Genomic DNA, 24,105 nt, shown 5'->3' with positions numbered 1-24,105 from the left:
ACGGGGAAGGCGGCGCCCGGTGCCCGGACGCCACGCAAGCATAATCCCTCTTGCCGGGATCCGGTCGCCCGCGTCTGACCGGGCGTCGGCCCTCTTCCGACTCGTGCTTCGGCTCGCGAGCCGAGGTCCCGGGACAAGCTCAGGCGCCCGTGACGGTCTCTGCGTCCTCGTCGAGCCCGATTCCGTTCGTTTCCGGAAGCGTCCAGACGAGCGGGATCGCGGCGAGGGTCACGCTCGCGAGGATGATCACGGAAGACGCGGTGCTGCTCCAGGCTTCGGCGAGAATGCCGCCGAGCATCGGCCCGAAGACGAGGCCCATCCGGCCGACGAGGTTGTTCGCGATCGCGAGCGCGGTGGCGCGGGTCGAGGTCGGGAAGAGCTCGAGGGTCCAGGTCGTGACGACGACCCAGACGCCGTTCAGGCCGAACATCGTGCAGTACGCCCAGTAGATGATCCGGTCGTCGGTCGCCCGGTAGCAGACGAGGGTCGTGACGAAGCAGGCGAACAGATAGAGCGTCGCGGCCGTGCGTCGACCGAGGAGATCCATGACGAAGCCGGACAGCGAGTAGAGCGCGAGGCCGAGGGGGATCGTGCCCAGGGGCAGGAGCTGGACGTCTTCGGCGGTCCAACCGAGCTCGCGCTGAACGTAGACGAAGAAGAGGTACATCGCCGAGCCCGACCAGAAGTTGATCGCCAGCCAGAGTACGCTCACGCGGATCAGTCGTCCGCGGTCCTCGGAGCGGAAGAGCGTTCGCGCGATCCGGACGAAATCCTCGCCGTAGCGGGCCCCCTTGTTCGCACGCTCGCGGAAGGCGCGGGTCTCCGGGATGCGCCGGAAATAGATCGGCACGAGCAGGAGCGGGAAGGCCCCGATTACGAAGAGGCCACGCCAGCCGACCCCGATCGAGTCGAGGGGCGCGAGGAGCGCGGCCGGAACCGCCGCCCCGAGCGTGGCGGTCGAAGCGAAGAACCCGTTCACTCGCCCGCGGATGTCGGGCGGGACCTCCTCCGAGAGGATCGTGTACGCCAGGAACAGCTCGACGACCATCGCCATGCGCGCGAAGAACTGCAGCGCCGTGAAGGCGGCGAGGCTCTGGGCGAAGGCCGTCGCGAGCGTGAAGGTGGCATAGGCGACGAGCGCACCCAGGAAAACCGGGCGACGGCCGATCACGTCGGCGAGCAGGTTCACGAAGAACGCGAGCACCATGCCGAAGCTCGTGATGCCGATCGCCGTTCCGACCTCGGCGACGCCTGCACCGTACTCCGTCGCGATCACCGGCTGCACGAAGCTCGCGAGCTTCGTGTCGAAGCCCTCGAAGAAGGTCGCCACGCAGAGCAGCGCGAAGAGCCCCGCGTGCGGTCCGAGCCCACGCAGCGCGCCGAAGGCGCCTCCGTTCGAGGCGGGAGAAGGTCGGGTGGGGGCGCTCACGCCCCGAGTTTCGGCCCTTGCGTCGCCGCTGGCAACGCGCCCTCCCGGGTGGGAACATCGGGGCTCGCCTGGAGGCCCCCTTGATCCGAACCCTCTCCCTCATCAAGCGTCGTCCCGACATCACGCGGGACGCCTTTCGCGATCACTACGAGACGGTCCATGCCCCGCTCGCGCTCCCGTACATGGAGGGGCTCGAGCGGTACGTGCGGTACCACCTCGAAGCGGAACTCCTGGGCGAGGTCGGCTTCGACGTGATCTCGGCCTTCTGGTACCGGGACGCCGAGTCGACCGCGAAGCTGATGGAAGTGCTCGCGAGCGACGAGGGCAAGCCGATCCTCGAAGACGAGCTCACCTTCATGGACAAGCCGGCGAATCGCTTCTTTCCCGTCAGCGAGCGGCTCCTCGTGGACGGCGAGGAAGGCGACGTCCACGACTGGGTCCTCGTCCGGAAGCCCGAGGCGCTCGATCGATCCGACGCGTCGAAGGTCTTCGTTCGGGATCATCTGCCGGGACTCCTGGAGGCCTGCGACGGTCTCCGCTTCGCGCTGCTCCGCGACGCCTTTGCGGTCGCTGGGGGCGAGATTCCGTACAACGCGGTGCTGCAGCTCGGCAGCGACGGCGTCGTCGGACTCGACGCGTGGGCGGCGAAGCTCGAGGACGAAGGATGGGGCGTCGCCGCGGTCCGCACGCGTCGCCACGAGACGAGCCTCTGATCCAGCCGCGTCGCGGCTGGTGGTCGAAGCGCGTCGCCGCTAGTGGTCGAAGCGTGCGCGCAGATCCGGGGGCAGGATCGGACAGGCGTCGGTCGGCTGCGCGAAGAGCTTCTTCCTGATTCGCGCGAAGGCATCATAGGCGGCGTCGCGGAGCCCTTCCGGGACCAGGGACGCGACGAGAGCCAGGCCCCGCCAGAGCCCGCCGAGTCGCGAGGCGAGCTCGAGCAGCGCCGCGCTCTGCGTCAGCAGCCGGCCGTCCTCGAGGAGGACCACGATGCTGTCCGGGAGGTCGGTCGCGTCGACGTCGTCCCGGGCGGAGATCCGTCGCTCGAAGGTCTCGCTCGCGAGCGGTGCGAAGCGCAGACGGAGCGCATCGGGGGTATTGGCCTCCTCGGAGAGGACGAAGCGGACGCTGCGGTGACAGAAGCCGCAGTCGCCGTCGTAGAAGAGGAGCGCGTCCTCGTCTCCGACGGCGCCCTCGAAGGAACGGCCGGGCCACCACGCGGGATCCGCGGCGAACGCGTGCACGAGCAGCAGGATCCCGTCCCCGGGTGCGACGCCCGTCGCGGCGATCCAGCCCGTCTGCGCGAGGGTGAGCGCGATCCAGACGAAGGGGCGGAGGCGGGGCACGAAGAGCGCGACGAGGGCAGATCCCTGGATCACGGCGAACGCGCCGGCGGCGAGCCAGAGCTCCTCGGCGGCGGCGCTGCGGGGGGCGATCCCGAAGGTCCCGAGCGCGCGTTCCAGGTGGATCAGCGCGAGCCAGGCCCATGCGACGTGGCCGATCCAGGCGGGCCGGTGCCAGTCACCGCGGGGATCGATCCGACCGCGGGCGTCCCACGAGCCGAAGGGCGTGATCGGCACGAAGAGATGGAAGAAGAGCAGGCTCGCGGTGAAGATCACGTCGCTCGCAGGCAGCACGATCGGCGCGCCGTCGACGAACGCCGCGAGTCCGGCGACGAGCACGAAGAGCGCCGTCGCGACGGCGCGGTCGCGCCACCCGAGCGCGAAGGCGATCGCACCGGGCAGTCCGAGGGCCAGCAGTGGCCACGACGGTCCCTCGACGAGCGGGAGCCGCACCCAGCAGACGTGGGCAGCGGCCAGGGCGAGGGCACCGCGAAAGACCGAGTACTGGATCCCGGTCCATCCGGGGGCGTGGGTCCTGGAGGCGTCGGTCACCTGAGCGCGTCGAGCCTCACGACTCGGGTGCGCACGGGTGGGTGATCCCCTTCCGAGTCGATCCAGCGGAAGAGCATGCCGCCACAGTCGTGCCCGCAGGTCTCGAGCCAGTTCGGGAAGTCGGGACCGGGGTCCGCATGCGCGAGGACGATCCGGACGCCGCCGTCGGGCTCGTAGTGGGCGGTGTGCTTGTTCACGTGGATCCGGTGGTTCCGGTAGTCGAGGCTCTCCATCCAGTAGTTGCTGATCTGGAGATTCCAGTGGCCCTTCTCGGGGATGCGATCCGCTTCGATCAGGAGCGCCTCTTCCGGACCGAGCCGCCAGTGGCTCTGGAGATAGTGGATGTTCGCATCGCCGCCGGCGCGCTGGCACCGCTCCTGGTCGTCGGAGGGGAGCGCGTTCAGGTGGTCTTCGTAGCCCTTCATCCAATCGGTGAAGAGGTTGGACGTCGAGTTCACGAAGTCCGTCGCCCGGGCGAGGGCGCCTTCCAGCTTCGCCGGGTCGAGGCGTGCGTTGGCGTCGCCGCGGGTCAGGCACTCGATGTCGTAGGTCGCCTCTTCCTCGTTCTCGCGGGTCGTGAAGAGCTGGCGCACGATGATCATGCCGGTCTCTTCGGTCATCGGAAGCCAGTTGCCCGGCTTCTCGTCCTTCGAGACGATGATCTCGAACGTACCGTCGTCGGCGATCTCCATCGCGCTCGAGTCGATCTGGCCCGTCGGCCACATCTCGCCGTCCTCTTCGTAGGTCCCGGCCTTCGTGCCGAAGCTGATGTAGGGGACGGTCCCGCGCGTGCCCGTGATCCGGTAGTCGTGCGCGCCGGAGATGTTGCAGTTGTGATAGGTGTTGTCCGGGTTGTCGTTGCCGATCTTGATCGTCTGGTTCGAGAGCTGGTAGAAGCGGGGGAAGCACGGATCCGACGACTCGACCTGGCTCTCGAGCGCCGCGCGCAGCAGGCGCGTCAGGTAGCGAACGCCTTCGGCGCGGTTGAAGGGGTCCGCGGGCGTCTCCTCGCGCAGGATCGTGTCGCCCGCCTTCTCGAGGGCGCGGCAGAACTCGCGCCAGGTGGTTCCGTCGACGATGCGCGCCTCGGCTTCGGCGCGCGCCCGGTCGTTCGATTCGTTCATGATGTTTCTCCTCGACCCGATGGTGGCGCGCTGATCGCGTCGGTCAATCCGGGGGCGTCGGGAGCGTGATGAGGACGCGCGTGCCGCGTCCGTGGCGCGATTCGACGCGAATTTCGCCGCCGTGATCCGTGATCACGCCGTGGGCCACGGAGAGGCCGAGACCCGTCCCTCCCTCGCGTGTACGCGTCGAGTAGAAGGGCTCGAAGAGGCGCGCGCGCTCGTCGGGTCCGATGCCGACGCCGTCGTCGGTGATCGAGAGTTCGGCCTGGCTCCCCGATTCGCTCGAGATCTTCCTCAAGACGACTTCGATCTTCGCGCCCCGATCCCGGGATTCGATCGCGTTGCGCAGGACGTTCACGATCGCCTGTTCGATCTCGATCGGGCTGATCCAGACGCGAATGGGCTCGTCCGGGAGGTTGAGCGAGACGATGGCGTCGCGATCCTGGGCGTAGGCGGCGATCGCGCGATGAGCGTGGCGGATCACCCGGTCGAGGTCGTCGTTCCATTTCTCGGTCGGTTCGTCCCGGGAGAACTGCAGCATGCTCTTCACGATTCGAGCGCAGCGCTGTGCCTCCGTGAGGTTGCTCGCGAGCGCCTCGTGGAAGATGCGGAGCGCGCTCTCGTCGTCGGCGCAGAGGAGCGCGTACTCCGCCGTGTTCAGAATCGCGCCGATCGGGTTGTTGATCTGGTGCGCGACGCCCGCTGCGAGCGTTCCGACGGCCGCGAGTCGCTGCGCTTCTTCGAGCCGCGTCCGCGAGTCGAGGAGCTCGCGCGTCCGCTCGGTCACGGTCTCCTCGAGCACGCGTTGCTGCCGAGCGACGAGGGCCTCGTTGCGCTTCCGCTCGCGCTGGTCGAGGACGATCGCGATCGCCGAATCCGCTTCGATCTGCGCGCACGCGATCAGGACCGGGACCTTCTCGCCTTCCTTCGTCAGGAACTCCTTCTCGTAGGGAAGGGCCGTTCCGGTCTCGATCAGATCGATGATCGCGGCATCGTCCCGCGCCTGGCCCTCGGGCGGTGTGAGCGCGCGCCAGTCGAGCGGGAGCTCATCCGGCCGGTAACCGACCAGATCGAGGAAGGCCGAGTTGGCGTCGCGCATCGAGCCGTCCAGAGCTCCGTAGAACACGCCGACGATGTTCGCGTTCACCAGCGCATCGAGGTATTCGCGACCGCGCCGAAGGGCGTCTTCGAGCACGTGCTGCTCGGTGACGTCGATGGTCGCGCCGCTGAGCCGGAGGACCTCGCCGTCGTCGTCGTACTCGACTTCGCCCAGCGTCCGGAAGTGGCGCGTCTCCCCGTCGTCCGCGCGTTGGATGGTGTACTGGAACTCGGGGAAGCCCTGTCCCTCGCTCAGACCATGGGCGCTCGTCGTCATCTCGGTGAGTGCGTCCGCGCTCACGAGGCGCAGGGCGGACGCGAGATCCACCGGCCCCGGCCTCGGCTCGAGCCCGTGCATCCGGTGGAGATGATCCGACCAGTGGGTCGTGCCCGTCCTGGCTTCGTGCTCCCAGCTCCCGAACTGGCCGATCTGCTCGGCGTGCTTGAGGCGACGCTCGCTCTCGCGGATCCCCTGCTCCGCCTCGACGCGTTCGGTGACGTCTCGGGCCTGGGTGAGGACCCGGATCTCTCCTTCCGGCGTGTAGTAGACCGTCCGGTGCGCCTCGTGGTAGACGACTGCCCCGGACGGCAGGACACTGCGCTGGGTCTCGATCTCGGCGCTGCGGATGTCCTTCTCCGAAATCCGGCCGCGTTCGGCGAGGGCCCGCTTGATCGTCGAGTCGAGCGTAGTAGGAAAGACTTCGGAGACGTGCCGACCGACGAAGTCCTCCAGTTCGCCCCGCGCGAGCGGCGGTGCGTTCGGGCTCAGGTAGGTCAGGTTTCCGTACTGGTCGAACTCGACGAGGCTCACGTCGGCCGAGTCCGTGAAGATCCGGAGCCGCTCGGAGAGGCCGACTGCCTGACGATGCTCGGCTTGCGCGCTTCGCCCCAGGCGACTGATGTAGAGCGCGACCTGCGTCGTGAAGAGCGGCGTGCCCAGAGCGAGCCAGACGCCCCAGATCGTCCAGTTCGAGTACGTCGTGAAACGGAGGCCGACGTCGATCGCCTCGCACGCCGCGTAGAGGCCGAAGCCGGTCGTGAGCAGCAGATCGCCGCGCGAACGGGGTCCGCCGCTCTTCGGCCGGGCGATCACGTACGCGGCGGCGAGACCGAGGCCCGGTTCGATCAGGAGGGCGGCGCTCCGGCCGAGCTCGATCGCGCCGAGCTGATACGCCGCGATCCGGAAGGCGCCGAGCGTGATTCCCAGGGCGAGCGGCCAGATCGGCGCCGTCCTCCGGACGTGTTCGAACGCGCCGCAGAGCATGAGTGGGGCGACGAGCGCGCTGAACAGGAAGACGACCGGGCGAATCGCCGGGATCTCGAGATTCACCAGCATCAGGCCCGCGGCGAAGAGATGGGCGCTCCACGCGAAGAGCCAGAAACCGAGGGGTCGCGTTCCGACACGGAAGGCAGTGGCGCCGAGGACGCCGACCAGCAGTGTGACGGCGAAGACGGCGGCGGTCGACAACAAGAGACCCTGAGACATTGGCTCCGCTCTCCTCGGCGCCGATTATAGAACGCTCCGACGGACTCATGGGTTCTCGGGGCGCGCTATTTTCAGCGCGCTCGGGTCCCGAGCGCCCTGCTATTCCGCGGCCTGGGTCCGCGCATTGGAAACGCGATGTCCTCCCTCGTCGAACGCGATCAGAAGGTCGTCTGGCATCCCTACGCTCCTCCGGCGGCGAGCCCGCTCTTCGCCGTCGAACGCGCGAGCGGCGTTCGTCTCGTCCTCGAAGACGGGCGCGAGCTCGTCGACGGCATGTCCTCCTGGTGGTCGACGATCCACGGCTACCGCCATCCCCACATCGAGGCCGCCCTCGAGGCACAGATCAAGAAGCTGCCCCACGTGATGTTCGGCGGGCTCACCCACGAAGGCGCGGTCCGCCTCTGCGAACGGCTCGTCGAGCGCGCGCCGGCCGGTCTCTCCCGCGTCTTCCTGAGCGACTCGGGCTCCGTCGCCGTCGAGATCGCGATCAAGATGGCGCTCCAGTTCTGGCAGTCGCGAGGCGAACGGAGTCGGAGCCAGCTGCTCACCCTGCGCGGCGGCTATCACGGGGACACCTTCGGCGCGATGGCCGTGTGCGATCCGGTGACGGGCATGCATACGCTCTTCGAAGACACCCTCGCGACGCACGTCTTCGCGCCGCGTCCGGAGCGGCGTTTCGGGGAAGCGTGCAGCGACGCCGATTTCGCACCGATCGAGGCGCTCGTCCGGGAGCACGCCGAGTCGCTGGCGGGGGTGATCCTCGAGCCCATCGTGCAGGGCGCGGGCGGCATGTGGTTCTACTCGGCGGACGTGCTGAAGCGACTGCGCGGCCTGTGCGACGAGCTCGGCCTGCTGCTCGTCGCCGACGAGATCGCGACGGGCTTCGGCCGGACCGGACGCTACTTCGCGTGCGAGCACGCCGACGTCTCGCCGGACATCCTCTGCGTCGGGAAGGCGCTGACCGGGGGGACGATGACGATGGCGGCGACCCTCGCCAGCGAGGACGTCGCGCGCGCGATGGGGGAGGGCGAGCCCGGCGTCTTCATGCACGGCCCGACCTTCATGGGGAATCCGCTCGCCTGCGCGGCGGCGAACGCGAGCCTCGATCTCCTGGAGGACGGAAGCTGGCAGGAGCGCGTGTCACGGATCGAGGCGCAGCTCTCGGACGAGCTCGAGGCGTGCCGACCGCTCCCCGCCGTGAAGGACGTACGTGTGCTCGGGGCGATCGGGGTCGTGGAGCTCCACGAGCCCGTCGACATGTCGGTCGTCCAACCGGCCTTCGTCGAGGAGGGGATCTGGATCCGCCCCTTCGGCGAGCTCGTCTATACGATGCCGCCCTTCGTGACGGAGCCCGCCGATCTCAGCCTGATCACGCGCGGGATCCACTCGGTCGTCTCGAGGATCCGCTAGGCACGCGCGGAGCGGGGAGACGGAAAGGGCCGCAGACCGCGTTCTTCGTTCCGGCAGCCCGGCCGCGTTCCGTACCGCTCGATCGCGCCGGTCTCCCCCGCCCGGCTCGAGGCCGAACGGGGGAGCCGTGGATGCGGCTGCCCTTGCGGACAGCATGCTGGCGGGGTCCTCCGATGGATTCCCCCGCCCCTGCCTCCGGTACCTCGCCTCCGGAGTACACCTCGAGCGTCGATCGGGGGCCGGCTCGAGTGGAGTCGACGACGGCCGTCGGGGGTGCTCGCGTTCCAGGGTCGGGTCCTACGCGTCCACGTCGATGGGGACGCCCCTCCTTTGAGCCGCGCGACGGCCGTCGCCTTTCGGGACCCACCCCGCCTCGTGTCCCCGGCTCGCGCTCCCTGATGATCCGATTCCCCGACTCGCCGGGGGGCACCGATCGACGACGTGGCATCGTCTCGGCGGGCCTCCGTCGCACGCGAAGGCTTCGAGTCGCGATGGGAATCGGAACACGCGATCCGGGGATCGGCAGGTTCTTCGTGGGTCGTGTTAGTTCGATCTCGCTCCATCTGAACGCATCAGACCATGGGGCGACGACAAGGCAAGGAAAAAGCCGGCGGGTCCGGAAAAAAGTGCGGTGCGCTGAAGATCGTGGCCGCGTGTCGCTTCCTCTTCTCCCGAGATCGTCTTCCTTCGATCATGACGGGTGATCAGTTGACGGCCGTCATTGACGAGCGCCAACGAGTCGGCGGTTGGCGTTCGAATCGACGGGTATTGGCGGAGGGCCGGGTCGCTTCGGAAAGGTGTCGCGAAGGGGCGTTGGAAGGGCGGCAGGAGACCTGAGATGGCCGTTCTCGGCCGTTTCGGGCCGCTTGACCTCAAGTCAGATCCGCGACGGTCATGCCGAGCCGGTCATGGTTATGATCCGACTCCACCGGATTCCTTCCGGTCTTCCCGAGATGTCTGCGTCGGTCCTCCCGAGCAGCTCGCCGTTCTCTCCGTGGCAGCGCTGCGACCGGTGGACCGACGCGTGGACGACCGCGGCTGAAGCCGACCGCGGTCGACGAGGAGTTGGACACGATGGAGCTTTCGTATTCGGACGAGCAGATCCGCTTCCGTGAAGAGGTGCGGAGCTGGATCGCGGAGGCGTTGCCGCCGCACATCAAACGCAAGGCCGAGAACGGTCAGAACTTCGAGCAGGAAGAGGTCATGGAATGGCACAAGATCCTGTACGCGAAGGGCTGGGTCGCACCGAACTGGCCGGAAGAGGTCGGCGGTCCCGGTTGGGATGTCACCCAGCGCTCGATCTTCCAGGAAGAGTGCGTTCGCGCGAACACGCCCGGCCTCTCCCCCTTCGGGCTCTCGATGGTCGGGCCGCTGCTGATCCAGTACGGCTCCCCGGAGCAGAAGGAGCGCTTCCTTCCGAAGATCCTCGCCGGTGAAGAGGTCTGGTGTCAGGGCTACTCCGAGCCGAACGCCGGCTCGGACCTCGCGAACCTCCAGCTTCGTGCAGACAAGGACGGCGACGACTACATCCTGAACGGACAGAAGACCTGGACGACCTACGCGCAGTACGCCGACTGGATCTTCGTCCTCTGCCGGACGAGCAGCGACGGAAAGAAGCAGGAGGGCATCACTTTCCTCCTCGCCGACATCCACAACACGGAGGGCATCGAAGTGAAGCCCTTCCTCACCACCGGCGGGACCTACGCGTTCTCCGAGACCTGGTTCAAGGACGCCCGCGTTCCCCAGGCGAACATCGTCGGTCCCGAAGGCGGCGGCTGGACGATGGCGAAGGCGCTGCTCGGCCACGAGCGGACCGGCATCGGCGGGATCGCCGACTCGGCACGCGGTCTCAAGCGCGCCAAGCAGATCGCGCAGCAGACGCAGGTCGGAGCCTCGACGCTCTTCGACGACGCCGCGTTCCGCAATCGCATCGCCCGCAAGGAGATGCGTCTGCGCAACATCGAGATCCTGAACCTGCGCCAGCTCGCGGCCGCGCAGCTCGGCCATGCGCCGGGGGCCGAGAGCTCGGTCCTCAAGATCGTCGGCACGGAGCTGCAGCAGGAGACCGACGAGCTCTGCATGGACGCGATGGGCCAGAACGCGCTCGGTTGGCTCGACTCGCCGGACGAGGCGATGCCCCCGAACCAGCAGGCCGTGGCTTCGCAGTTCAACTACAACCGCGCGGCGACGATCTACGGCGGATCGAACGAGATCCAGAAGAACATCATCGCGAAGCAGATGCTTCGCATGCCGGGAGCGTGATCCCATGAATTTCGATCTGACCGAAGAGCAGCAGATGATCGTCGACCAGGCCGCGAAGTTCGTCGCGAACGAGTCGCCGGTCGACCGGTTCCGCAAGCTGAGGGAGACCGAGCAGGGCTGGGAACCCGCGATGTGGGCAAAGATGGCCGAGCAGGGCTGGCTCGCGATCGCGGTCCCGGAAGAGCAGGGCGGCTTCGGCGGCACCTTCCTCGACATGGCGCTCATCCTCGAGCAGCTCGGCCGCGGCCTCGTGGCGGAGCCGATCATCGCCTCGGCGGTGCTCGCCGGCGGGATCCTCTCGGATCTCGGGACGGAGGCCCAGCGCGAGGCGTTCCTCGACCCGATGATCGAGGGATCGACGAGCCTGGCCTTCGCCTACGCCGAAGCCCAGAGTCGCTACGCCCTGGCCGACTGCAAGACCACCGCAACGAAAGACGGCGACGGCTACAAGTTGAACGGCGAGAAGGTGTGGGTCCTGAACGGCCACGCCGCCGACCAGATCATCGTCGTCGCCCGGACCGCCGGCGGCCAGTTCGACGACGAGGGGCTCTCGCTCTTCGTGGTCGACGGGGACGCCGCAGGCCTCGAGCGCGTGCGGGTCAACCAGATGGACGGCCAGCGGAGCGCGATCCTGCGCTTCACCGACGTCGCCGTCGCCGCGGACCGGCTCCTCGGCCGTGAAGGAGAAGCCCGAGCCACGATCGAGCTCGCCGTCGATCGCGGCGCGGCCGCGGCCTGCGCCGAAGGCTTCGGCTGCGCGCAAGAGCTCTTCGAGCGGACCGTCGCGTACCTGAAGGAACGCGAGCAGTTCGGCGTGCCGATCGGCTCCTTCCAGGCGCTCCAGCACAAGGTCGTCGACATGTACGCCGAGCTCGAGCTGCTGCGCTCCGCGCTCATCCTCTCGTCGGTCCAGGTCGACATCGAGGACGAGGAGACGCGGAAGGCGGAGATCTCCGCGGCGAAGCTCCAGCTGACCGACAGCGGCTGGTTCATCCAGGAGAACGCGATCCAGCTATTCGGCGGCATCGGCGTCACCGACGAGCAGGACGAAGGTCTCTTCTTCAAGCGCCTCCGCTGCCTCCAGGGCCTCTTCGGCGACGGCGACTGGCACGTCGATCGTTTCCAGAGCCTGAAGGGGTTCGACGCGGTCGACTGAGTGCCTGTCGGCGCTGCGTGCCTCTCGACGCAGCCTTTCTGGCTGCGTCTTGCGCTCGCGGCGCGCCGGACGGATTCGGAACCGAATGAGAAGGCCCGCTCCGACGTCGTCGGGGTGGGCCTTCGTTCGTTCGGGTGGCGGGTGGGCTCGATCGTCTACTCTTGGTGTCGGAAACCGATCGGAGGAGGTGGCCATGGCCGGGAGCGAGAGGACCGAGGACGTCGTTCAGGGGGCGCTTTCCGAGGCGTGGAATCTGTTCACGAGCGATTTCGTACTCTGGATCGTGACCGGGCTGGTGCTGGCCGTGGGTTCGGTCGTCAGCCTGGGGATTCTCGCCGGACCCCTGACGGTCGGCTTCGTCCAGCTCGTGGAGCAGAAGCGGCGAGGCGAGCCCACCTCCGTGGCCGACGTGTTCGGCGGCTTCTCGAAGTTCGGCGCGAGCCTGATCGCCTTTCTGCTGATCGGCGTCGGTGTCCTGATCGGCTCGTTCCTTCTCTTCGTGCCGGGGCTGGTCTTCGGCCTGCTGATGGCATTCACGTTCCATGCGATCGCGATCGACGACGAGGACGCGATCGGCGGGATGAAACGGAGTTTCGGGCTGATCCGCGAGTCCCCGGCACTCGCCGCCGTCTTCCTGGTGATCGTACTCGTGCTCAGCGGTCTCGGGGGCGCCGTCGTCTTCGGCACGCTCCTGACGACACCCTTCACGCTGCTCTTGATGAATCTCGCCTACGGTCGCCTGTCGGAGATCGCGGGAGGAGACTGAGCGGCGCGCAGAGTGCTAGGCGCCCTCGGTCGGCGCCACGTGCAGGGTCAGCTGCGTGAACGGAATGACCCAGCCCTCTTCGTTGCAGATGTCGACGCAGTAGGTGGCCAGCGCGCGTTTCTGGGCCTGGAGGTCGATGGCCTTGGAGCCGTCGAGATCGACTCGGACGAAGTAGTCGAGGCTCGAGGCGCCGGCGCTCGCGAACTCGACGACGCAGGAGATCAGGGAGTCCGCCCACTTCGACTCGCGCCAGCGGGCCTCGACGCCGCGCTCCATCGTTTCGCGCATGGTCGTCGTGATGTTGGCCTGGTCGCCGTAGTCGAGGCCGAAGGCGATGTCGCAGCGGTAGCCGCGGGAGAGATTCTCGACGGTTCCGCCGGCGAACTCCGCGGCCGGGATCACCACGCGGTTCTCGCCCGGCGCGCGCAGGCGGACGCCTTCGATCGACTGGAACTCGACCTCGGCGGGGCGACCGTCGTCGAGGAGCACGACGTCGCCGGTCTTCGTCGGGAACCAGGGCTCGTCCTCGTTCCAGCTCCGGGAGCGGAGCTCGCCGAGGTCGTCGATCGGGAGACGGATCGCCCCGCCGACCAGGGCCGGGTTCCGGAGCTGGGAGTAGAAGGAGATCGAATCGACGATCCAGGGCAGACCGTTCCAGATCAACCGCTCGCCTTCGCGCACCGCGCCCATGTCGAGGATCAGCACGGTCTGGGACCAGAAGCGGGGGATCGCCTGCTTCGACGTCCAGATGAGCCCCAGGATCAGGAGCAACACGAGGATCAGCAGGACCCAGTCGCCGAAGAAGTAGAGGGAGACGAGGAAGACGAGGACCGCGCCCAGGACCGTGAAGGCGGAATAGATCAGGCCGAAGACGCGACCCTCGAAGCTTTCGGCGCGGCGCGAGACGACCGGCCGCGCCGAGAGGAAGCTGCGGAGGCGTCGGATGCCGTAGAGGAAGCCGATCATCGCCACGAGCGCGAGAAGTAGATTGCGCCCGCGACTCTTGAAGAAGATCTGGAAGAGGTTCTCGATCGCCTGGGCGATCGACTGGCTCTCGCCGAGGCGTTGGTCGAGCTTCTGCTGGGCGACCTGGAGCGCGGCGGAGGCGGCATTGTGGCGGCGGGTCCACTCGCGGCGCTCCTGCTGGATCGCGTCGACGAGGGCGGTGTCGACGAGCTGGCGGCGGATCCGGTCGAGGCGTTCGATCGCGCCGTCGATCTTCGCGAGCTGCTCGCGGAGCTCGGAGATCTCGGTCCGGAGTCGATCGATCTCTCGCGGTCGGCTCGTCGCGCGTTTGAGCTCGTTCACGAGGGGGCCGAGGAGCTCGCGGACCTCCTCGCCGAGATTCAGCTCCGCGGGAGCCTGCTCCGCGTCGATCGACGACGGATCGACGCCCGCGGCGAGCTCGGAGAAGTTGCGGTTCAGCGAGGAGAGCTCGTCGGAGAGGGCGCGGATCTCGGCCTCGATCTCCTCTTCGCGGCCGCGGGCGGAGTCCGCGCCGAGGCTCGCCTGGAGCGCGCGCAGATCCGCTTCGATCTGGGCACGGGACTCGAGCACCCGCGCGAGGCCGCGCTCGCGGGCGCCAGGACGGGCGCTTGCGGTCGCCCCGCGCTCGTCCGGCGGTGCGGAGTCGGTGGATTCCGCCACGGTCGTGGTCGGCGCTTCCAGCGGTTGGGCATGGGAGGCGGCGCTGGACCCGAAGACCAGCAGAACGACGAGGAGCGCGCGCCCGAGGCGCGATCGGCAGCGCATTCTCGTCGGTTAGCACCCCACCCGAATCCGCACCACACGGCTGCGGGTGCGCCTCGGAGCCCTCGGCTCGCTAGACTGCGCGGCCCGGTCCACCCGACTGCCACCGCGGACCGCGCCCGGAGGCCCCATGCTTCGCAAGCTCGCCCTCGTACTCGTCGCCCTCATCGCGCTCGTCTGGCTCGTCGCCTGGATGGCCGGAAGCGGCTTCTTCGCGGATCTCCCGGTCGGCGGAGAGCCGGAGGCCCCGCCGGTCTCGCAGGCGATCCTCGACTTCAAGAAGAACGCGACCGAGGAGGCCGCGCAGGACGTCGGCGTCGCGCGCCCGAAGCAGATCGTGTTCGGCGACCTCCACGTCCACTCGACCTTCTCCTTCGACGCGTTCACGCTGAGCCTTCCGATGTCCGGGGGCGACGGGGCCCATCCGGTCTCCGATGCCTGCGACTACGCGCGCCACTGCGCGAACCTCGACTTCTTCTCGATCAACGACCACGCCGTGACCCTCACGCCGCGGCGCTGGGTCGAGACGATCGACGCGATCCGGCAGTGCAACGACATGGCCCACGACCCGGCGAATCCCGACCTCGTGGCGTACCTCGGATGGGAGTGGACGCAGGTCGGCGCGACCCCCGAGACCCACTGGGGCCACAAGAACGTGATCGTCCGCGGACTCGACGACCACGAGATCCCGACGCGCCCGATCGCCGCGGGTCTTCCGCTCGGGATCGAGAGCATCAACTCCGAGCTTCCCTCGGCCGCGACGATGGGCCTTCTCGGGCTCGCGAACATCGAAGGTGGCGGCCTCGAGTTCGCCGCCTACCAGAGCGAGCTCATGGAGGTGACCGACTGCGAGCGCGGCGTCCCCGTTCGGGAGCTGCCCGACGACTGTCGTGAGTCGGCGGCCACCCCCGGCGAGCTCTTCGGGAAGCTCGACGACTGGGGCTTCGATTCGATGGTGATCCCGCACGGTACGACCTGGGGCTTCTACACGCCCCTGGGTTCGTCCTGGGACAAGCAGCTCACGCAGCAGGACCACGACCCGCGCTACCAGCGCCTGATCGAGGTCTTCTCGGGCCACGGCAACTCCGAAGAGTTCCGGCCCTTCGAAGAGATCGCCTTCGACGACGAGGGCAACGCGTTCTGCCCTGAGCCGGCGAATGGCTACCTGCCGAGCTGCTGGCGCGCCGGCGAGATCATCGCGGAGCGCTGCCTCGAAGAGGGGATCGCCGGGGACGAGTGCGACGAGCGGGCCGCGACGGCGCGGCAGCTCTTCGTCGATGCACCCAACAACGGCGGCACGAACGTCGTGCCGGCCTCCACCGTCGCCGAGTGGCAGGATGCAGGGCAGTGCCGCGACTGCTTCCAGCCTTCCTTCAACTACCGACCGAAGAGCTCCGTCCAGTACATCATGGCGCTCGGTCGCGAGGACGGATCGGGCGGGCCCTTCCGTTTCGACTTCGGCTTCATCGCCGCGAGCGACAACCACTCGGCGCGTCCGGGGACGGGCTACAAGGAAGTCTCCCGCCTCGAGTTCACCGAGAACCGCTTCGGCAACTTCACGAATACGGTGATCGGGATGAACCTCGGCGCGCCGGAGTACGGGAGCGAGGCCGTTCCCTTCGAGTTCGATCCGGGAAGTGCCGGTCCGCTCTCCGCCTTCGAGGTCGAGCGGGGCGCCTCCTTCTTCCTGAACGGTGGCCTCGCGGCGGTCCACACGGCGGGACGCGACCGCGATTCGATCTGGGACGGCATGCACCGCAAGGAGGTCTACGGAACGAGCGGTCCGCGCATCCTCCTCTGGTTCGACCTCTTGAACGGCCCCGGTCGTGGGCCGAGCCCGATGGGCAGCCAGGTGGAGATGGACGGCAACCCGATCTTCCAGGTCCGCGCAGTGGGCTCCTTCGAGCAGCGTCCCGGCTGCGGCAACAACGCGATCACGTCGCTCGGTCAGGAGCGGATCGACCGGCTCTGTCAGGGCGAGTGCTACAACCCGCTGACCGTGCGCCGCCCGATCACGCGGATCGAAATCGTTCGCATCCGGCCCCAGCGCACCGCCGACGAGGACATCGTCGGGCTCGTCGAGGATCCGTGGAAGGTGATCCCCTGCGACGAGGATCCCCAGGGCTGCACCGGCGTCTTCGTCGACGAGGAATACGCGAGCTCGGGTCGCGACGTCCTCTACTACGCCCGAGCGATCGAGGCCCCGAGCGACGCCGTCGCCGCGGATCCCCTCGGCTGCAGGCGGGACGAGAACGGTCGCTGCGTCCAGGTCGATCCCTGCTTCGGTCGCCCCGACGACGACGAGTGCCTCGCCCAGACCGAAGAGCGCGCCTGGTCGTCGCCGATCTTCGTGAACCGCCCGCGGACTGCCGTCGCCGCCCGCTAGGCCGCGCGGCTACTGAAACAGCCTTTCGAGGCCGCTGCCCGCGATCGTCTGGTCGATCCACGCCCGGTCGGCGTCGGCGAGGGCCTGGTAGTCGCGCCGGAGCCACTCGAGGCACTTCCCCTGGTAGGGAAAGGGCTTCTGGGTCCACGTCTCGCCGTCGATCTCGCACTCGACCTTCTCGGCGCCGCTCGTGAGGGCACGGGCGTTCGCCAGCAGGAACGGCGGGTAGACGCGGCCGATCTCCGCGAGGAGCGCGCGGAGCGTGTCCGGGATCGCGTCGCGCGCGAACCAGTCGTCGGCTTCCGGCTCGAGCCCCGAGAGATCCTCGACGAGCTCGGTCCAGGCGTAGGTCCGGGGCGAGATCCGCAGGGTCGTCGCCATCGGCGTCGGGTCGAAGAGGGCGAGCTGGGTCAGCTGTCCGTAGAGCCCGAAGTCGCCGCTGCCCGGCCGGTCGCCGAGGACGAAGCGGTGCTCGCGCAGGTGGTTCTCCATGAGAGCCAGGAAGCGCTCGTAGCTCGCTTCGATGAGCGGTCCGGTCTTCTCGTTCGAACCGACGACCCAGAGCCGGTCGATCTGGCGCTTCGAGAACATCTGGCTCAACCCCTCGAGCTTCTCGTCGGACTGCTGCGACATCGACCAGCGCGGCAGGATCGAGCCCGCCTTCTCGATGTCCGCCGCATATGCCCAGCGGTAGTGGAACATCGCCTTCGTGATCCACTCGTCGCCGTAGTCCTCGACCAGCGCGTCGAGGAACGCGATCGCGGGATCTTCGGGGATCACCGAGCGCTCGTTCGGGTGGCTCTCCTCGAGGCGCCGGATGATCGGCGTGGTGTCCGTGATCGCCTTGCGCTCGCCGTCCTCTTCGAGGATCAGCTGCGGCATCAGCTCGACCTTCGGCTTCGGGAGGCCGCGGGACTCGCGGTTGCCGTTCTGGATGAAGACGTGGGGCAGCCGGCGATAGCGGCAGACGGCGCGGAGCTTGCGCGTGTAGGGCGAGCCGACGGCGCCCAGGATCGGAAGCGGGGAGGGAGTGGTCATGGCGTCTCCATTCGTGGGTCTCGCGCGCCGGGTGTGCGCGTCAGTCTCGAGAGGGCATCGCGGCGACGAGGGTCGCGACGATCCGCGCCACGGATTCGCGGGCGCGGCGCACGCCGAGGCGCTGCTCCGTTCGCAGGCGATCCCACGCCTCGAAGGAGAGCGCGAGCTCGAGACCGTCGGCGATCGCCGGCGGCGTGTCGTCGAGCTCCGGCAGCCAGCGCCGGAGGTCCGTCCGCAGGTCGCGCACGGTGCGATCGTGTTGGGCCTGCAGGAACGACGAGTCGGCACGCTGGAGTGCGGCGGAGCGCATGTAGGGCTCGGCGCGCTCGAGGATCCGGAAGCGGGCCGCGAGCAGCCCGGCCGCGCGGTCGTCCAGCGAACCGGTCTGCGCCTCGCGGACGAAGAAGGGGCGCACCTCGTCGGTCAGGCGCTCGTTCATGGCCGCGAAGAGCGTGTCCATGTCCGAGAAGTGCCGGAAGACCGTGCGCACGCCGACGTCGGCCCGGGCCGCGACCTGCTGGGCGGTCGGTCGGAGCGTACCCGCCCCGACCAGGTCGAGGAGCGCGCGAACGATCGCCTCGCGGCTTCGTTCGGAGCGCTGGACGCGTCCGTCGGTCGGGTTGTCGGCTGCGGTCGCCATGCTCAGATTATGGCATACTCGATGCCATTATATCCAGCGGGACGGCTCGAGGTCCCGAAGGGCAGGCCCATGAATCCCACCGATCGACCCTACGTCCTGCACGGCTTCGACGTCTCGTACTTCACGGCGAAGGCGCGGGCGGCGATGCGCTACAAGCAGCTCTTCCTGGAGGAGAAGCGCGCCGACGTGCGTTGGATCCTGGAGCAGACCGGGTACGCGTTCATCCCGGCGGTGTCCACGCCGGAGGGCGAGGTCTGGCAGGACACGAGCGACATCCTCGACGCCCTCGAGGCGCGCCACCCGGATCCGCCGCTCTACCCGAAGACGCCGCTCCACCGGATCGTCTGCGCCTTGATCGAGGTCTTCGCGGACGAGGTGATGCTCACGTCGGCGATGCACACCCGCTGGGGGACGGAAGAGGGCGAGGCGCTCACGCGTCGGCGCTTCGGGGCGATGACCGGCTCGATGGAGCAGGGCAACCGCGCCGGGGACCAGATGGTGAAGGGGCGCTTCGCGGTCGGGGCGACGCCGGAGGCGGCGCCGGCGATCGACGAGCACGTGACGGCGATGCTCGCGACGCTCTCGGCTCATTTCGACGAGAACGACTTCGTGCTCGGCGATCGGATGAGCCTCGCCGACTGTGCCCTGATGGGGCCGATCTATGCCCACTACTACACGGATCTGCTGTCGCGCCGGCTGCTCCTCGAGACGGCGCTGCCCGTCGTTCGCTGGATCGAGTACTGCAACATGCCGGGGGCGGACGATCAGGGCGACTGGTTCGCGGACGACGCCCTGCCCGATACTCTCGTCGACGTCCTGACCACGATGGGCGGCGACGGAGCGTCGCTCCTCGTCGCACTGGCCGAGGTCGTCGAGGCCTGGGCGGACGAGCACGCGCTCGTGGGCGAGACGCCGCCGCGGGTCGTCGGGATCGCCGAATGGCCGCTCCGGGGGTCGACCCTGACCCGGGGTGCGCAGGTCTACTCCCTCTGGATGCTCCAGCGGATCCTCGACCCCTATCGGGCGCTCCCGGTGGCGGATCGGGCGCGGGTGGACCAGGCGCTCGCCGGGACCGGTTGGGAGCCCGTTCTCGCCTACACTCCGAGGCATCGGCTCGAGAAGAAGGGCTTCGACCTGGTCTTCTCCGAGGTGAGTGCCGAGCCCCCCCGCTGACGAGCGGGTCAGGATCAGGAGTGTCCCCAGCATGAATGCCCTTCGAAGAGTCAGCCGCGCCCTCGGGTTCGTCTCCGCCTTCGGCCGCGTGGTCCCGAGCGCGCTTCGCTTCGGGCCGCAGCGGCGCGTCGAGTTCTCGGACTCCCTCGCGGAACACTTCCAGCGTCGTCCGGATCAGCCGGCGTTGGTCGGCGAGTCGAGTCGGATGACCTGGGGTGAGCTCGATCGTCACGCGAACCGCGTCGCGAACTGGGCGCTCGGGCAGGGCCTCGAGCGAGGCGACGTCGTCGCGCTCCTCATGGAGAATCGCGCCGAGTACGTGGCGACCTGGCTCGGTCTCTCCCGGGTCGGCGTCGTGACGGCGCTGCTCAACACCCATCTGACCGGGGATCGCCTGGCCCACTGCATCCGCGAAGCCGGGGCGGACTACCTGATCGTCGGCAGCGAGCTCGCCGAAGGGGCGGCGTCGGTCCTCCCGGAGCTCGAGACGAAGCCGACGATCCTGCTGGCGTCCTTCGACGACGCGTCCGACGCGAAGGCGGCCACCCTCCTCGAGGCGACCTCCTTCGACGCGGCCTGCGAGGCGGCGGGGGACGCGGCGGTTCCGGAGAGCGTCCGCGCGGCGCGGACCGGAGCGGATGGCCTCTTCTACATCTATACGAGCGGCACGACGGGTCTGCCCAAGGCGGCTCGCGTCAGCCACTCGAAGGCGATGACCGCGGCGGTCGGTTGCTGGAAGTTCCAGAGTCTCACGCCGGCCGATCGGCTCTACTGCTGCCTCCCGCTCTACCACAGCGCGGGCGGGATGCTCGCCGCGGGGGGGATCCTGATGGCCGGCGGAACCCTCGTGATCGCACGCCGATTCTCGGCGTCGCGGTTCTGGAGTGATTGTGTCCAGCACGAGGTGACCGTCTTCCAGTACATCGGCGAGCTCTGTCGCTACCTCCTCAATTCGCCGACCCATCCCGACGAGAACCGCCACCGGATCCGGACGGCGATGGGCAACGGTCTGCGCCCGGAGGTGTGGGGGCCCTTCGTCGAGCGCTTCAAGATCCCGCGGATCGTCGAGTTCTACGGCGCGACCGAGGGCAACATGATGCTGCTCAACCACGACAGCCGCGTCGGGGCGATCGGCTACCTGCCGCCCCTGCTGCGCAAGGCTCAGGGCATCCAGGTCGCACGCTTCGACGTCGTCGAGGAAGCGGTGATCCGCGGCGAAGACGGGTTCTGCACGCCGGCGGACTTCGACGAGCCCGGCGAGCTGCTGATGAAGATCAACGCGACCCAGCGCTTCGAGGGCTACACCAACGAGGAAGCGTCGAAGAAGAAGATCTTGACCGACGTCTTCGAGAAGGGCGACGCCTACTTCCGGACGGGTGACCTTCTCCGACTCGATCGCGACGGCTATTTCTACTTCGTCGATCGGATCGGGGACACCTTCCGGTGGAAGGGCGAGAACGTCTCGACGAACGAGGTCGCGGAAGTCCTGTAGGTCGAGCCCGGGGTGGAAGAGGCGAACGTCTACGGTGTCGAGGTGCCCGGCGCCGACGGCCGCGCAGGCATGGCCGCCCTCGTCACGTCCGACGATTTCGACCTAGAAGCCTTCGGTCGACGGATCGAGCAGGAGCTCGCCTTCTACGCCCGCCCGCTCTTCGTCCGGCTCCTTCCGCAGATGGAGATCACCGGAACCTTCAAGCACCGCAAGGTCGACCTCGTGAAGGAGGGCTTCGATCCCGCCCAGCTCCAGGATCCGATCTACTACCGCGACCCGGAGAAGTCGACCTACGTCCCGCTCGATGGGATCGCCTACGACCGGATCGCGAGCGGCGAGATTCGGATCTAGCACTCGTATGGGCCTCGGGAGCTTCTCGATCGCGTCGCGCTTCTGCGGACCTCCGACCTCCGGGAACGGAGGCTACGTCGCTGGACGACTCGCGGGCTTCGTCGAGACCGACGCGGATCGCCCAGCGGTCGCCGTCCGACTCTTCGCGCCGCCGCCGCTCGAAGCCGCGCTCGACGTCCGGGAAGAAGGCGAGGGCGCGGGGCTCTTCGACGGCGATCGCCTGGTTGCGAAGGCACGGGCCGTTCCGCTCGAACTCTCCCCGCCTCCTCCGCCCTCCTTCGAGGTGGCCGCCGAGGCGACGCGGTCGTTTCGCGGATTCGACGAGCACGTCTTTCCGGGTTGCTTCGTCTGTGGGATCGATCGGGAGGCGGGCGACGGGCTTCGGATCTTTCCGGGCGCGGCGAACGAGGGCGGGCTCTTCGCGGCGACCTGGACGCCGGACGAGAGTCTCCGCTCGGGCTCCGCGGGCGAACTCGACGACACGTTCGTCTGGGCGGCCCTCGATTGCCCCGGGGCCTTCTCCTTCCCGCAGGTCGACGGGGTCGTGCTGTTAGGCGAGATGGCCGTGCAGATCTTCGGCTCCGTCCGGATCGGTGCGCCCTGCGTCGTGACCAGCTGGTACATCGAGAACGACGGACGGAAGCACGTCACCGGGACCGCGCTCTACGACGAGGCCGGCGCGTGCGTGGGCCATGCGCGCGCGACCTGGATCCACGTCGACGCGGATTCCGTTCCGAGCGGCTGACGTCCGAGGAGGGTTCCGGGTCCACGGCCGGGGTTTCTTCGACCAATGACCTCGAGTCCTTCCACGATTTTGCGGCGCACAGGTCGATCTGCCATCGTGCTTCGTCGCCGCGCGAACGAGAGGATCCCCCCATGCCTTCGCAACGAGCTTCCGCGATCTCGCCCGACGAGTACCGCATCTTCGGCAACGAGCTCTCGCCCTTCTCGGTGAAGATCCGTTCCTATTTCCGCTTCAAGGACGTGCCCCACCGCTGGATCGTCCGGAACGCGGACTCGATGGCCGAGTACCAGAAGTTCGCGAAGATCCTGATCATTCCCCTGGTGGTGTCGCCGGACGAGCAGGCGCTCCAGGACTCGACGCCGATCATGGAGCGGATCGACGAGCTCGCGCCGGAGCCGTCCACGCACCCGAGCGACCCGGTCGCGCGCTTCGTCTCGATCCTGCTCGAGGAGTTCGGCGACGAATGGGGCAACAAGTGGATGTTCCACCTGCGTTGGGCCCGAGAGGAGGACTGCCTCTCGGCCGCGGGTCGTGCCGCGACGATGATGGCGCCAAAGGGCAACGAGGAGGCCCGCCTCGCCGTCCGCGCCCAGTTCATGGAACGGATGAAGGGACGCCTCCACTTCGTCGGCTCGAACGAGGTCACGGGACCGCAGATCGAACGCTCGTTCCTGGCGGGCCTGGCACGGCTGGAAGCCCACCTCGAGGATCGCCCCTATCTCTTCGGCGGCCGTCCGTCCTGGGGCGACTTCGGGCTCTGGGGTCAGATCTACAATGCCTGGACGGACCCGACCGGTGGCGCCTGGGTCGAAGGCTCGGCACCCAACGTCCTCGATTGGATCCACCGCATGACCTGGCCCACGATCCTCGGCGACTGGGAGGACTGGGCGAGCGTCGAGTCGACCCTCGCGCCCTTCCTGGCCGAGCAGGTCGGCGCGCTCTTCTGTCCCTGGACCGTCGCGAACGCGGCGGCCTTCGGTTCAGGAGACGAGTCGTTCAGCGTCGAACTCCTGGGCGAGACCTTCACGCAGCAGCCCCAGAAGTACCACGCGAAGTCCCTCGCGGTCCTGCGAGAGAAGTACGCGGCGGCCGAGGCCAAGGAAGCCCTCGACCCCGTGCTCGCGGCGGCGGGCTGCCTCGAGACGCTCCAGAGCGCCTGAACTCTCCGAACGAGAACGACGGGAGGTCCGACATGATCGATCTCTACACGGCCCCGACGCCGAACGGTCACAAGGCGAGCGTGACGCTCGAGGAGCTCGGGCTCGAGTACACGGCGCACGCCATCGACCTCTCGAAGAACGTGCAGAAGGAAGAGTGGTTCCTGAAGCTCAATCCGAACGGCCGGATCCCGGTGATCGTCGATCGCGAGGAAGAAGACTTCGCGGTCTTCGAGACCGGCGCGATCATGGTCTATCTGGCCGAGAAGGCCGGGCGGCTCCTGCCGACGGACGCGAAGGGCCGCTCCGAGACGATGCAGTGGCTGATGTTCCAGATGGGTGGGATCGGCCCGATGATGGGGCAGGCGAACGTCTTCTTCCGCTACTTCCCCGAGAAGCTCCCGTCCGTCATCGCGCGCTACCAGAACGAGAGTCGCCGGCTCTTCGAAGTGATCGAGCGCGGCCTCGAGGGCAAGGAGTGGCTCGCCGCCGACCAGTACACGATCGCGGACATCGCCAACTTCTGCTGGGTCAAGACGTACAAGTGGTCGGGGGTCTCCATCGAGGGGCTCCCGAACCTGGAGCGCTGGCTCAAGTCGATCCGGCCGCGGCCGGCGGTCGACCGGGGGCTGGCGGTTCCGATCAAGGTGAAGAACCTGACCAAGGACGACGACGCCGCGAAGAAGTTCGCGGAGAACGCTCGCAAGAGCCTGCAGACCTGAACGCCCGATCGGGCCACCCTCGATTCACG

19 protein-coding genes are annotated in these 24,105 nt (G+C 68.2%); 12 read left to right on the top strand and 7 right to left on the bottom strand.

What is annotated here, in order from left to right; translation table 11 throughout:
• Nucleotides 1-139: 139 nt before the first annotated feature.
• On the bottom strand, nucleotides 140-1,429 hold the full coding sequence (locus NXI30_03210; GenBank protein MCR9093203.1) for an MFS transporter: 1,290 nt from the start codon (nucleotides 1,427-1,429) through the stop codon (nucleotides 140-142).
• Between the two features lie 80 nt (nucleotides 1,430-1,509).
• On the opposite strand from NXI30_03210, the gene NXI30_03205 reads away from it, so the two are divergent.
• On the top strand, nucleotides 1,510-2,142 hold the full coding sequence (locus tag NXI30_03205) for an EthD domain-containing protein (protein MCR9093202.1): 633 nt from the start codon (nucleotides 1,510-1,512) through the stop codon (nucleotides 2,140-2,142).
• Nucleotides 2,143-2,181: 39 nt separating this feature from the next.
• Here NXI30_03205 and NXI30_03200 read toward each other — a convergent pair whose 3' ends face one another.
• Genes NXI30_03200 through NXI30_03190 form a run of 3 tightly spaced genes read right to left on the bottom strand, consistent with a single transcriptional unit; the run spans nucleotide 2,182 to nucleotide 7,029 of the window.
• Nucleotides 2,182-3,321 carry a DUF393 domain-containing protein gene (locus NXI30_03200; protein MCR9093201.1) on the bottom strand — a complete coding sequence of 380 codons (1,140 nt, stop codon included), beginning with the start codon at nucleotides 3,319-3,321 and terminating at the stop codon, nucleotides 2,182-2,184.
• Nucleotides 3,318-4,445, bottom strand: a complete 1,128-nt coding sequence (locus tag NXI30_03195; protein MCR9093200.1) for a DUF1214 domain-containing protein — start codon at nucleotides 4,443-4,445, stop codon at nucleotides 3,318-3,320. The genes NXI30_03200 and NXI30_03195 overlap by 4 nt, the downstream gene beginning before the upstream one ends.
• A gap of 43 nt (nucleotides 4,446-4,488) precedes the next feature.
• Nucleotides 4,489-7,029: an ATP-binding protein gene (locus NXI30_03190; protein MCR9093199.1), complete on the bottom strand. Its 2,541-nt coding sequence runs from the start codon at nucleotides 7,027-7,029 to the stop codon at nucleotides 4,489-4,491.
• Nucleotides 7,030-7,164: 135 nt separating this feature from the next.
• On the opposite strand from NXI30_03190, the gene bioA reads away from it, so the two are divergent.
• From bioA to NXI30_03170, 4 genes are all read left to right on the top strand, one after another.
• Nucleotides 7,165-8,439, top strand: coding sequence for an adenosylmethionine--8-amino-7-oxononanoate transaminase (gene bioA / locus NXI30_03185; GenBank protein ID MCR9093198.1), 1,275 nt, complete (start codon nucleotides 7,165-7,167; stop codon nucleotides 8,437-8,439).
• A 1,074-nt stretch (nucleotides 8,440-9,513) separates the two neighbouring features.
• Complete coding sequence (locus NXI30_03180; protein ID MCR9093197.1) at nucleotides 9,514-10,701, top strand: acyl-CoA dehydrogenase family protein; 1,188 nt, start codon at nucleotides 9,514-9,516, stop codon at nucleotides 10,699-10,701.
• A gap of 4 nt (nucleotides 10,702-10,705) precedes the next feature.
• The gene (locus NXI30_03175) at nucleotides 10,706-11,857 is read left to right on the top strand and encodes an acyl-CoA/acyl-ACP dehydrogenase (protein MCR9093196.1); all 1,152 of its coding nucleotides are present in this window, start codon (nucleotides 10,706-10,708) and stop codon (nucleotides 11,855-11,857) included.
• 193 nt (nucleotides 11,858-12,050) lie between these two features.
• Nucleotides 12,051-12,623, top strand: a complete 573-nt coding sequence (locus tag NXI30_03170; protein ID MCR9093195.1) for a hypothetical protein — start codon at nucleotides 12,051-12,053, stop codon at nucleotides 12,621-12,623.
• A gap of 15 nt (nucleotides 12,624-12,638) precedes the next feature.
• Here the strand turns inward: NXI30_03170 and NXI30_03165 are convergent, their stop codons facing one another.
• The gene (locus NXI30_03165) at nucleotides 12,639-14,375 is read right to left on the bottom strand and encodes a hypothetical protein (protein MCR9093194.1); all 1,737 of its coding nucleotides are present in this window, start codon (nucleotides 14,373-14,375) and stop codon (nucleotides 12,639-12,641) included.
• A 127-nt stretch (nucleotides 14,376-14,502) separates the two neighbouring features.
• On the opposite strand from NXI30_03165, the gene NXI30_03160 reads away from it, so the two are divergent.
• Nucleotides 14,503-16,758, top strand: a complete 2,256-nt coding sequence (locus NXI30_03160; protein MCR9093193.1) for a DUF3604 domain-containing protein — start codon at nucleotides 14,503-14,505, stop codon at nucleotides 16,756-16,758.
• A gap of 9 nt (nucleotides 16,759-16,767) precedes the next feature.
• Here NXI30_03160 and NXI30_03155 read toward each other — a convergent pair whose 3' ends face one another.
• Nucleotides 16,768-17,796 (bottom strand): glutathione S-transferase, encoded by a 1,029-nt coding sequence (locus tag NXI30_03155; protein MCR9093192.1) that lies wholly within the window; start codon nucleotides 17,794-17,796, stop codon nucleotides 16,768-16,770.
• Nucleotides 17,797-17,836: 40 nt separating this feature from the next.
• Nucleotides 17,837-18,436, bottom strand: coding sequence for a TetR/AcrR family transcriptional regulator (locus NXI30_03150; GenBank protein ID MCR9093191.1), 600 nt, complete (start codon nucleotides 18,434-18,436; stop codon nucleotides 17,837-17,839).
• Nucleotides 18,437-18,505: 69 nt separating this feature from the next.
• Here NXI30_03150 and NXI30_03145 point away from each other — a divergent pair, with 69 nt between their 5' ends.
• The 6 genes from NXI30_03145 (at nucleotide 18,506) to NXI30_03120 (ending at nucleotide 24,076) form a co-directional block, all read left to right on the top strand.
• A complete protein-coding gene (locus tag NXI30_03145) occupies nucleotides 18,506-19,609 on the top strand; it encodes a glutathione S-transferase family protein (protein MCR9093190.1) in 1,104 nt (367 codons plus the stop codon).
• A 31-nt stretch (nucleotides 19,610-19,640) separates the two neighbouring features.
• A complete protein-coding gene (locus tag NXI30_03140) occupies nucleotides 19,641-21,101 on the top strand; it encodes an AMP-binding protein (protein ID MCR9093189.1) in 1,461 nt (486 codons plus the stop codon).
• A gap of 12 nt (nucleotides 21,102-21,113) precedes the next feature.
• Nucleotides 21,114-21,452: a hypothetical protein gene (locus NXI30_03135; GenBank protein MCR9093188.1), complete on the top strand. Its 339-nt coding sequence runs from the start codon at nucleotides 21,114-21,116 to the stop codon at nucleotides 21,450-21,452.
• Between the two features lie 7 nt (nucleotides 21,453-21,459).
• The gene (locus NXI30_03130) at nucleotides 21,460-22,197 is read left to right on the top strand and encodes a hypothetical protein (GenBank protein ID MCR9093187.1); all 738 of its coding nucleotides are present in this window, start codon (nucleotides 21,460-21,462) and stop codon (nucleotides 22,195-22,197) included.
• A gap of 131 nt (nucleotides 22,198-22,328) precedes the next feature.
• Nucleotides 22,329-23,357 (top strand): glutathione S-transferase family protein, encoded by a 1,029-nt coding sequence (locus NXI30_03125; protein ID MCR9093186.1) that lies wholly within the window; start codon nucleotides 22,329-22,331, stop codon nucleotides 23,355-23,357.
• A gap of 32 nt (nucleotides 23,358-23,389) precedes the next feature.
• Nucleotides 23,390-24,076, top strand: coding sequence for a glutathione S-transferase N-terminal domain-containing protein (locus NXI30_03120; protein MCR9093185.1), 687 nt, complete (start codon nucleotides 23,390-23,392; stop codon nucleotides 24,074-24,076).
• Nucleotides 24,077-24,105: the final 29 nt, after the last annotated feature.

The organism is bacterium, assembly GCA_024742285.1.
Taxonomy (GTDB): Bacteria; Myxococcota_A; UBA9160; order UBA9160; family UBA4427; genus UBA4427.
Note: the sequence above shows the minus strand (reverse complement) of the source record. Positions and strands in the feature narration are given on the sequence as shown.

What these genes read in the sequence shown, in the direction of transcription:
- NXI30_03150 (MCR9093191.1), bottom strand. Translation starts at nt 18,436, where the DNA reads ATGGCGACCGCAGCCGACAACCCGACCGACGGACGCGTCCAGCGCTCC.
- NXI30_03145 (MCR9093190.1), top strand. Translation starts at nt 18,506, where the DNA reads ATGAATCCCACCGATCGACCCTACGTCCTGCACGGCTTCGACGTCTCG.
- NXI30_03125 (MCR9093186.1), top strand. Translation starts at nt 22,329, where the DNA reads ATGCCTTCGCAACGAGCTTCCGCGATCTCGCCCGACGAGTACCGCATC.
- NXI30_03190 (MCR9093199.1), bottom strand. Translation starts at nt 7,029, where the DNA reads ATGTCTCAGGGTCTCTTGTTGTCGACCGCCGCCGTCTTCGCCGTCACA.
- NXI30_03170 (MCR9093195.1), top strand. Translation starts at nt 12,051, where the DNA reads ATGGCCGGGAGCGAGAGGACCGAGGACGTCGTTCAGGGGGCGCTTTCC.
- NXI30_03175 (MCR9093196.1), top strand. Translation starts at nt 10,706, where the DNA reads ATGAATTTCGATCTGACCGAAGAGCAGCAGATGATCGTCGACCAGGCC.
- NXI30_03120 (MCR9093185.1), top strand. Translation starts at nt 23,390, where the DNA reads ATGATCGATCTCTACACGGCCCCGACGCCGAACGGTCACAAGGCGAGC.
- NXI30_03180 (MCR9093197.1), top strand. Translation starts at nt 9,514, where the DNA reads ATGGAGCTTTCGTATTCGGACGAGCAGATCCGCTTCCGTGAAGAGGTG.
- bioA (MCR9093198.1), top strand. Translation starts at nt 7,165, where the DNA reads ATGTCCTCCCTCGTCGAACGCGATCAGAAGGTCGTCTGGCATCCCTAC.
- NXI30_03160 (MCR9093193.1), top strand. Translation starts at nt 14,503, where the DNA reads ATGCTTCGCAAGCTCGCCCTCGTACTCGTCGCCCTCATCGCGCTCGTC.
- NXI30_03130 (MCR9093187.1), top strand. Translation starts at nt 21,460, where the DNA reads ATGGGCCTCGGGAGCTTCTCGATCGCGTCGCGCTTCTGCGGACCTCCG.
- NXI30_03155 (MCR9093192.1), bottom strand. Translation starts at nt 17,796, where the DNA reads ATGACCACTCCCTCCCCGCTTCCGATCCTGGGCGCCGTCGGCTCGCCC.
- NXI30_03165 (MCR9093194.1), bottom strand. Translation starts at nt 14,375, where the DNA reads ATGCGCTGCCGATCGCGCCTCGGGCGCGCGCTCCTCGTCGTTCTGCTG.
- NXI30_03195 (MCR9093200.1), bottom strand. Translation starts at nt 4,445, where the DNA reads ATGAACGAATCGAACGACCGGGCGCGCGCCGAAGCCGAGGCGCGCATC.
- NXI30_03140 (MCR9093189.1), top strand. Translation starts at nt 19,641, where the DNA reads ATGAATGCCCTTCGAAGAGTCAGCCGCGCCCTCGGGTTCGTCTCCGCC.